Origin of the sequence: Massilia niastensis DSM 21313 (assembly GCF_000382345.1) — a bacterium.
GTDB lineage: Bacteria > Pseudomonadota > Gammaproteobacteria > Burkholderiales > Burkholderiaceae_D > Telluria > Telluria niastensis.
In genome coordinates this window covers 1-8383 of record NZ_KB908182.1, presented here as the reverse complement: position 1 = coordinate 8383, position 8383 = coordinate 1, and the positions used below count along the sequence as shown (strand labels likewise).

The following is an 8383-nucleotide window of genomic DNA, read 5'->3' as shown; positions in this document are numbered from 1 at the left end:
CTCCGAACGAATGCCAAACAGGTAGCCGATGAACAGCATCTTGAACAGCGTCACAGGGTCCAGTGCTGGGCGACCATTATCGGCGCAGTACAAATGCGCGGTCTGTTCCCGGATGAAATCGAACTTGATGTGGCGGTCGATCAGACGCAGCAAATGGTCTTGCGGTACCAGCTGTTCCAGCGTGACCATCTCCAGCTCGTGCTGGAAGGGAGAAGGTGTCTTGAGCATGATGACATTAAATCAAAAGCCCCCGCCGTTGGCGAGGGCTTTTGACTTTGTCAGCAGTCTGAAGGCTCCCGACGGGAGCCTTTTTTCTTTTCCGTGACCCATCCTGAAATAGATTGGATCAGCGTCGGCCGCGCCCAAAACCTCGATGGTGTCCGCCGCCGTGTCCTCGGTGATGTCCGCGCCAACCATGATGGCCGCCGTGGTGATGGCCCCAACGGTGCCCGCCGTGGTAACGCGGGCCGTGGTCGAAATAGGTGAATCCCAGGTCCAGCGAGACTGGTGGATACACGTAGGCCGGCTGGCCATAAGCGTAAGGGTATGAGGAGTCGTACGTGGCGTAAGGCGGCCCGTAGACTGCGCAGCCTCCAAGGCCGCAAGCCAGCAAAAGCGAAATAACAAGGCGTTTCGCCGCGCCTTTGAACTGCGATGTCATGGCAGCCTCCCAAAGGGACGACGATTCATTCTAGCGCCGTGTGCACGCAGGATTCAAAACCGATTTTGTAAGAATATGCTACGGCAAGAGTGGCAGGCTCTTCCATGCACAAGCCGTTTATGGACAGGCGTCATAGGGCGTGAGCTTTCTCAAGAGCACGACTCCGAATTTCGAATGTAATTGCTGAGTTACATTGCGCACATGCACGAGGAGCGGGGCCGACTTGTCATGTGCGGCATGCGATTACCGGAGGATCTATGTCACGAATGGCAGCCGCCGACGAGCATGCGTCCAGCATGCTGGCGTCGTTCTCCCGCTTTACCCAGGAAACACGGCTGCTCAGGTTGACGACGCCACTCGGCGCAAACCTGTTGGTCGAATGCGTGCGTGGCGAGGAGGGAATCAGCCGGGCGTATGCATTCAAGATCGAAGCACTGTCGACAGACGCCCATATCCCGCTGAGATCGCTGATCGGCCAACCGGCCCTGCTGCAACTCCTTACCGCCCTTGGCAGGGACGCGATGCGCTCCTTCCACGGTTACATTACGGCGGCAGACATGAGCGGTGCGAATGGCGGGTTTGCGCGCTACCTACTCACCATCGAGCCTTGGAGCAGATTTCTTGCCCTCGGTAGTGACAGTCGCATTTTCCAGGACATGGATGTCCTTGACATCATGGAGTCGGTGTTCCGCCCCTATCTGCGGCAAGGTGGGTTGATGCCGGCATGGCGTTTCGATATCGCCGATCGAAGCGTCTATCCGAAGCGCAGCCTGACCACGCAGTACCGGGAAAGCGACTTGGCCTTCGCCGAACGTTTGATGTGCGAAGAGGGTCTGTTTTACTTCTTCGAACATAGCGGCGATCCGGGTAGCCGCTCGCTGGGTAGCCATACGATGGTGGTCGCTGACCACAATGGCGCTTTCAGGCCGGGCATCCAGGCTGAAGTCGCATTTACGCAGCCGGGGGCCGTCATGAAGGCGGACAGCATCGACCGCTGGCGTACCGAGTCGCGCCTGGTGCCGAATGCGGTCGAGCTGGGCAGTTGGGATTACCGGATCGCGCGCAGCCGCCATGCAAGCGCAGCCAGTGGCGACGGTGAGAGCATCCAGCTGACCAGCCGCGACACGCCGGGTGTCTACGCTTACGCGGAGCGCCAGCAGGGCCAGCGTGCGGCCAATCATAGGCTGCAGGCGAGCCAGGCGCAGCGCCATGTGCACGTGTGCGCAGGAACCGTGCGCACGCTGGCGCCGGGCGCGACATTTAGCTTGCGCGGACATGCCTTGCTTGACCGGGCCGGCAACGACGACGCGCGCACCTTCCTCACCGTGCGCGCGGTGCACCTGATGCACAACAATCTCAGCGCAGAGATGCTGGACGACGTCACGAAGTCCTTGGGCAAGGGCGTCATTGCGGCGACCCTTGCCGCCGACCGCAGCTTGTCCGGTCCCGGCCTTGCCCCTGACGCACGCCCGCTCTACCGCAATCGCGCCGACCTCATCCTCGCCAGTGTTCCCTATCGCAGCAGCCGAGTGGACGGCAGCGGACGCTTGCTGCACCCGCGTCCGCACGTGCACGGCCAGCAAACCGCCATCGTTGTCGGGCCGTCGGGTGCGCCCACCCATACGGATCGTGACCATCGCATCAAGGTCCAGTTCCACTGGCAGCGCGGCGCCGCGAGCCACAGCCGTCTCGATCATCCTGCGTCCGCGGGCCAAACCGGTGCTCCGGGTAACGAGACCGCAGGCACCTGGGTGCGCGTCGCCACTCCCATGGCTGGCGACGGCTGGGGGACGGCCTTCATCCCGCGCGTCGGACAGGAAGTCTTGATCGACTTCCTGGAGGGCGATATCGATCGGCCAGTGGTGATCGCAAGCCTGTACAACGGCCGGGGGCACGCCGACGCGCAGCATAACCGGGTCAACCACGGAGCGGGTGCGGCGACCGGGAATGCGCCGGCATGGTTCCCAGGCGCGAGCGGCGCACACGGACATCCGGCCGTGCTGTCGGGGATCAAGACCCAGGCCCTGTCGGACAGCCAGGCCGGGGGCGGTGCATATGGCCAGTTGGTGTTCGATGACAGTCCCGGTGAATCACGGACCGCGCTGCAGCTGCACCGGAAAGCGCACGATGGAGCGGCCGAACTGAACCTTGGACACCTGCGGCACCAAAGCGACAACCAGCGCCTTGCAGCGGTCGGCCTGGGCGCCGAGCTGAAGTCCGCGCAGGGAACCGTACTGCGCGCAGCGCAGGGCATGCTGCTGTCGGCGACCGGACGCGCAGGCAGTGATCAGCAGCTCGATTCACGCGAAGCCCTGGCCCAGATCGAACAAAGTCACCAGTTGCAACTGGAATCGGCCACCCGGGCGCACGAGCACAAGGCGCTGATCAAGGGGGAGCCTGGACCCGCGAAGCTGCCGGCACTGGAGCAGGCAGCACATACCATCGAGGTCCTCCAGGGTACAGACGGCCGCCAGGCCAGGCAGGGCGCCGGAGGTGCAGGCAAGGCGGCAGCATACGACGAGCCACTGTTGCAGCTATCCGCTCCCGGGGGCATCGCCGCAGCGACAGTCGGCGACGCCATGCTGGTGAGTGGAAGTACTGGCAGTCTCAGTGCCGGGCAGGACATCAATATCGCCGTGCAGGGCAGCGTAGCGACCGCCGTGGTCGGCGGTATCAGCCTGTTCACCTACGGCAAAGCTGGCAACAAGGACAAGCCGAACCAGGAAGCAGGCGTGAAGCTGCACGCGGCCAGTGGGAAAGTGAGTTGCCAAAGCCAGTCCGGCCCGACCCAGTTCGTTGCGGACAAGGCGATCACGCTTGCAAGTGTCGCCAAGTCCGTGACAATCGCCGCGCCGAACAAGCATCTGCTGCTGACCGCACAGGGGGCCTGCATCAGGCTTGCAGGAGGCAACATCGAGATGCATGGGCCGGGAACGGTGGAGTTCAAGGCGAGCAGCAAGGAGTTGGCCGGACCCAAGAGCGCCACCAGGGAAGCGGACTCTCCGAAGGTCGGTGAGTTGAAGCTGTGCGAACTGCGGGCGGCTGGTGCGGCTGGGACAGGTGACAGCATGGTCCCGTTGTCCTGATCGGGATTGGTCATGAACGAACATCTTGCCCAGCAAATTATTCGGGAACATGCTTTTGCGCTTGTCGATGCCGCGATGGTGGAGCACCTTCCCGACGGCATGCATGCCGTGCCGCTGGTGCCGCGGCGCCTGGCGTCCAGCGCCCACCTGATGCCGAAATTGATCGATCTGAGGAGTACCCGCGACGATCACCTATCCATCCTGTCGAAGTGCGTGCGCGATGCCTGTCTCAACGCACAGTGGCCTCCGGTAAGCCTGCTGGTGCGGACACCTGTGGGCGCGCCAGAGTTTGCACGCTACTGGAATTCGATGCAGCTGGCGTCTCCCGAGCCGAAGTGCCATAGCTGGCTGCGCCTGCATGATCCGCGTGTTCTACACCAGCTGTTACGCGTACTCACGACGAGGCAGCGGCGGTACTGGTTCGGCCGCTCGGAGAGCGTCACCTACTGGGTTGGCGGAGAGTGGGTGACCGTGCTTCGCGACAGCGATCACCCGCTGGAACCGCGCGATGTCGGGCACACGGCGGTTCCGCCCCATGTGGGCCCGGCGAAATGGGACTGGTCTCGGATCGAAACGATCGGCATCGTCAATCGTGTGCTGCACGGCGCCGGCGTACAAACGGCCGCAGCGCTGGCAAGCCAGGGCGAATTGGCCGAACAACTCATCGAACGGGCCAGGGCAAAGCATGGCCTGGTAGAGCAGGCGGATCTGGTCGAGTTTGCTGTTCGCGGGCTGATGACGAACGCCATGTTTGATGCGCATCCCGTCGTTGCGCGGGCCATCAGGCCAGACACGATGGCAGGCGAGGAATCGAGCCTGTCCGACCGCTTTGCCTTGATCGAAGAACAGGTCTGGAGCGCACTGCGCCAGCCCGATAACGCCATCAGGAACGCCTGCCATGACGCCACCGAAACAATGTGAGTTCTGTCACAAGCGTGGTCTCCCCTTGTTACTGGTACGCGATGCGCTCGTACCCGCCGGCGCCGGTGCGCCATTGGCGTCGGGTTTGTCGATCGAACTGCCACCAAAGACAGCGCATTACACCAAACGCTTGCTGCGTAGCGGCTATCTCAATGTGTTTGACGAAGCCAGAAAGCGTTGGGAAACCTACTTCGTGACGCTGGACGGCTACTTTTTCAAGTTGTTGCAAACTCCAGGGCTCGCGCCGGCGATTCCCTCGAAGCCGTTCAACTGTCCGGACACGTCGCATCGCGCCGTCGCAAGCTGCATCACCGTGTCCGATCCAACGAACGCATCGACGGTATGGATAGGTTTCAGCGATGTGTTGTGGACTGACGCGGTGCGGAAAGCGCATGAAGATCGGCCCTGCCGACAGCGTCACATGGTGGAGATCGATGTACAGGCGGTGCTGAAAGGGCAATCGGCACGGTATAGACCGATTGCAGGCGTTGCTGGCATGGTGGCCGAGTATGCAATGGTGCCTGCACAAGCCAACACAGCGTTTGTTCACAGCCCGTTTCAGTACGAGACGCGGCACGGCCAGGCAGAGCGTCTCATACACGCGTGCGATGCCATGCGACCCGGCAAAGGCGTCATCGTCACGGTACCGGATCCCGCGGGCATCGCCCAGGAACTCGCTTGCTTGATGAAAGGAATGGTCGAATCCTTCATTGCCAAGAATCCTGGAGACCAGCGAAGACTTGCAGCGAGTGTAGCGATCGACCAGATCAAGGAAGCAGTGTGCAAGCAGGCCGAACTTGGCGAAATTGCCGCAGCGGATCACCTCGCTGACCAGCAAGTTGCCGCAAACCCGATCGGTCATGGGCTTTTTAAATCAATCCGTGCGCAGACAGAAGATATTCGTAAAATAACACCGACGCAACTGGAGCGTGTGAGAAAGAACGCTTGGGAGAAATATAACGAAAAATTCGAAGACGAGGAGCGGCAGGCTTGGCTTGGGCCATTCAATCAGAATTTTAAAGCCTTCGATGCCGAACATATTGCTCCGCTCGCACTAGCCCATGTCGCATGGATGAAGAGTCGGGCTTTGATTGAGTATTTCGAGAGCAATTTCGATCGATCTCACATGGAGGCCGGCCTGGTGTATACGGCCGTGGTGACGCGGTGTCTAACTGCAACTCAAGACAAGCAGTGCTGTGCAAAGTTATACGAAGAATGGCTGGACGGGGATATCTCCGATACTAAGAACCTTTTGTTGCGAGCCATGGTGTTCAATCAGTCGGTGGTTGCCAAGTCGATTAATGAGGCAACCACTGCGAGTATTAATTGGCGTCAGATTTCATGGGATAGCCTGTTTGCCGTTTACACAAATTCAGTAGAGCGGTACACGCAAGATGCAGCCGATACTGCTGCCCGTTTGATTGCCCAATTAGGCGGCCCGCTAGCGCGCATGTTCGACAAAGTCCTAGAGGGTAACGTGAAAATTCGAGCGGCGGTGATGGCGACAGGTTTGATCTCAGGCCATCCAGTCGTCGTTTTGGAGATTACTGGCAGTAAGCGACAATTCCAATCTTACGTGGTTAAAGAACTCATTCGAATCAGCGGGCAACCGCTCGGCGAAAAGAAGATGAAAAAGGCCGTCGCCGCTGAGCTCCGACGGCTGGAGATAAAGGGAGTTTCCCTGGAGGGCACAACGAAAAGGCGTTGGGCGCTGCTCGCTGATAAAGATGCTATCGCAAGAATAGCGAGCAATCTTAGCGAAGAACAACATGTCGCTCAGCTCGTTCAGAGTACAAGAACAGTTGAAGCAATCGATGCGCTCAACCTGGGGCGCTGGCGCAGTGTAATTAACCAAAATCTTGGCTGCGGCATTGTGGCTGGAATCCTGCAAACGGTTTCATTGACGAAATTGATCGCAGACGAAAAGAAAAGTCTTGCGAACGAAAAGCTCGATGCAACCAGCCGCCGTTATGCGGGGGTCGCAGCCTTGGCTGGAACTCTATCCGAGGTGGTCGGCAATGCTCTGGCAGCACGTGCCGAGTTGGGAATGCGTTTTGGCCAGGGCGTCGCTCTAAACACTGCAAGCTTTCTAAGGATCTCCGGTAGAGCTGGAGGTATATTCGCCGGCATATTAGTAGCTGGCCTTGATGCGTTAAAGATTCGAGAAGCAATGTCCGAAAGTCAACCTGGCTTAGCATGGCTCTATGGAGCGTCCGCAATTGTTGGCATTGGTTTGACAGCTGCACTAGTTAATTTAGCGGCTAGTGCAGCGTTTCTTGGGGTGGCAACTATTCCTGTTATTGGTATCTTGGTAATTCTTTTGATCGGCATTGGTATCTGCATTGAATTTGTCAAAGACAATCCAGTGCAGGATTGGCTAGAGCGATGCCCATGGGGAAAATTGTCGGCGCAGCGCTATCCAAATATGGTGATCGAACAGACTCAGCTAAAGCAAGCATTAAACTGAAAGGTGATCATGGATTTCCTGGGTCTGATTGCAAAATACAGGGCTGGTCGTGTGCTCTCTGAGCAAGAGCGAGGGCGGCATCTTGAACAGCGCCTACGCTTGAATGTGGAGCCACATTATCAATTAAGCGTTATTAAAATGAATTCCACCTATTTAGAAACAGTGGATAAGTGGTTTGGGTGGAAGGGTCTTATTACTGCGTTTGCTGTAATAATTTTCCTGATGTTTACGCCAACCATGGGTTGGGGCGGCATAATGTGGATCGTGGAGGCAATGGGTTTCGGGTCATCGCCGCTCGATAAATCAGTTTTACTTGCTAATGGCATTGGCATGGTGTGTGTTGTAGCCGGTATCAATTGGGCGGCACTATGGCTCTTGCGTAAAGAATCATTCGCTTATACCCATTATCCAATCCGTTTTAACCGGAAGACGCGCATGGTACATGTGTTCCGAACCGATGGAACCGTGCTGTCTACGTCGTGGGAAAAGATCTTTTTTACGCTCGGGCACATGCCGCAATGGGATGAGTGGGAAGTGCGTGGACATGTTCTCGAGGCCGATAATTTAACGACTCAGGAAACATTTGCCCTGAGTTATGTAGGCATGTTGAATCCCCAAGATACTGCTGTCGGCGCAGTGCATTTTTCAGATCAAGACTTTGTCCGCGCACATTGGGAATTCATCCGTCGCTACATGGAAGACGGTCCCCAAGCCGTATCGAGCCAGGTACAATTTTGCATGCCGGTGGATAAGTGCCGAGAAAGCCCGCGGGTAAGCGTGGAGCGTGTCTTTGCCAATATCGCTGGCGCTCCGTTCATACTTTACTGGATATTGTTTCCGTTCTGCCTGGTAGTGAGCCTGTTCCGCTTGATTGCCATGCGCACGAGTAAAGTGCCACAGTGGCCAGAAGAAGTTGAAGCCAGCTGTGTGATAGATCCCGGCGACCCTTATGGAAGCACTGATTTAATCGGCGCCACTCCACGGCAGCGAGCTCAGCTGGCACAATAGCGCATCCAATGTTGGCATGTACCTGATGAAGCAATCGACCTTTTCCGACGCCGAGTTCGCCCAGAAGAAGAAGCAGACACGACGCGACCGCTTTCTCGCCGAGATCGAGGCCGTGACGCCGTGGGCGACATTGGTCGCCGCGCTGCTGCCGCACTATCCGAAGGGTGATGGGCGGGGCCGTCCGCCAGTTGGACTGGAGCGCATGCTGCGAATGTACATTGCACAGCAATGCTTTGGTTT

Annotated in this window: 6 protein-coding genes; 5 read left to right on the top strand and 1 reads right to left on the bottom strand. The window is 58.2% G+C overall.

What is annotated here, in order from left to right:
• Positions 1 to 228, bottom strand: a 228-nt coding sequence (locus H162_RS32340; RefSeq protein ID WP_169444510.1) for a transposase, incomplete at its 3' end; no start/stop codon positions are given.
• A gap of 699 nt (positions 229 to 927) precedes the next feature.
• On the opposite strand from H162_RS32340, the gene H162_RS0129135 reads away from it, so the two are divergent.
• The 5 genes from H162_RS0129135 to H162_RS32335 all read left to right on the top strand — a co-directional run.
• Positions 928 to 3747, top strand: coding sequence for a type VI secretion system Vgr family protein (locus H162_RS0129135; protein ID WP_020657005.1), 2820 nt, complete (start codon positions 928 to 930; stop codon positions 3745 to 3747).
• Positions 3748 to 3759: 12 nt separating this feature from the next.
• Complete coding sequence (locus H162_RS0129130) at positions 3760 to 4668, top strand: DUF4123 domain-containing protein (protein WP_156885873.1); 909 nt, start codon at positions 3760 to 3762, stop codon at positions 4666 to 4668.
• Positions 4646 to 7135 carry a T6SS effector BTH_I2691 family protein gene (locus tag H162_RS34605; RefSeq protein ID WP_307188096.1) on the top strand — a complete coding sequence of 830 codons (2490 nt, stop codon included), beginning with the start codon at positions 4646 to 4648 and terminating at the stop codon, positions 7133 to 7135. Before H162_RS0129130 ends, H162_RS34605 begins: the two co-directional genes overlap by 23 nt.
• A gap of 9 nt (positions 7136 to 7144) precedes the next feature.
• A complete protein-coding gene (locus tag H162_RS34600; protein ID WP_156885871.1) occupies positions 7145 to 8143 on the top strand; it encodes a DUF6708 domain-containing protein in 999 nt (332 codons plus the stop codon).
• Between the two features lie 25 nt (positions 8144 to 8168).
• On the top strand, positions 8169 to 8383 hold a 215-nt coding region (locus H162_RS32335; RefSeq protein ID WP_503826196.1), incomplete at its 3' end, for a transposase.

What these genes read in the sequence shown, in the direction of transcription:
- H162_RS0129135 (WP_020657005.1), top strand. Translation starts at nt 928, where the DNA reads ATGGCAGCCGCCGACGAGCATGCGTCCAGCATGCTGGCGTCGTTCTCC.
- H162_RS0129130 (WP_156885873.1), top strand. Translation starts at nt 3,760, where the DNA reads ATGAACGAACATCTTGCCCAGCAAATTATTCGGGAACATGCTTTTGCG.
- H162_RS34605 (WP_307188096.1), top strand. Translation starts at nt 4,646, where the DNA reads ATGACGCCACCGAAACAATGTGAGTTCTGTCACAAGCGTGGTCTCCCC.
- H162_RS34600 (WP_156885871.1), top strand. Translation starts at nt 7,145, where the DNA reads ATGGATTTCCTGGGTCTGATTGCAAAATACAGGGCTGGTCGTGTGCTC.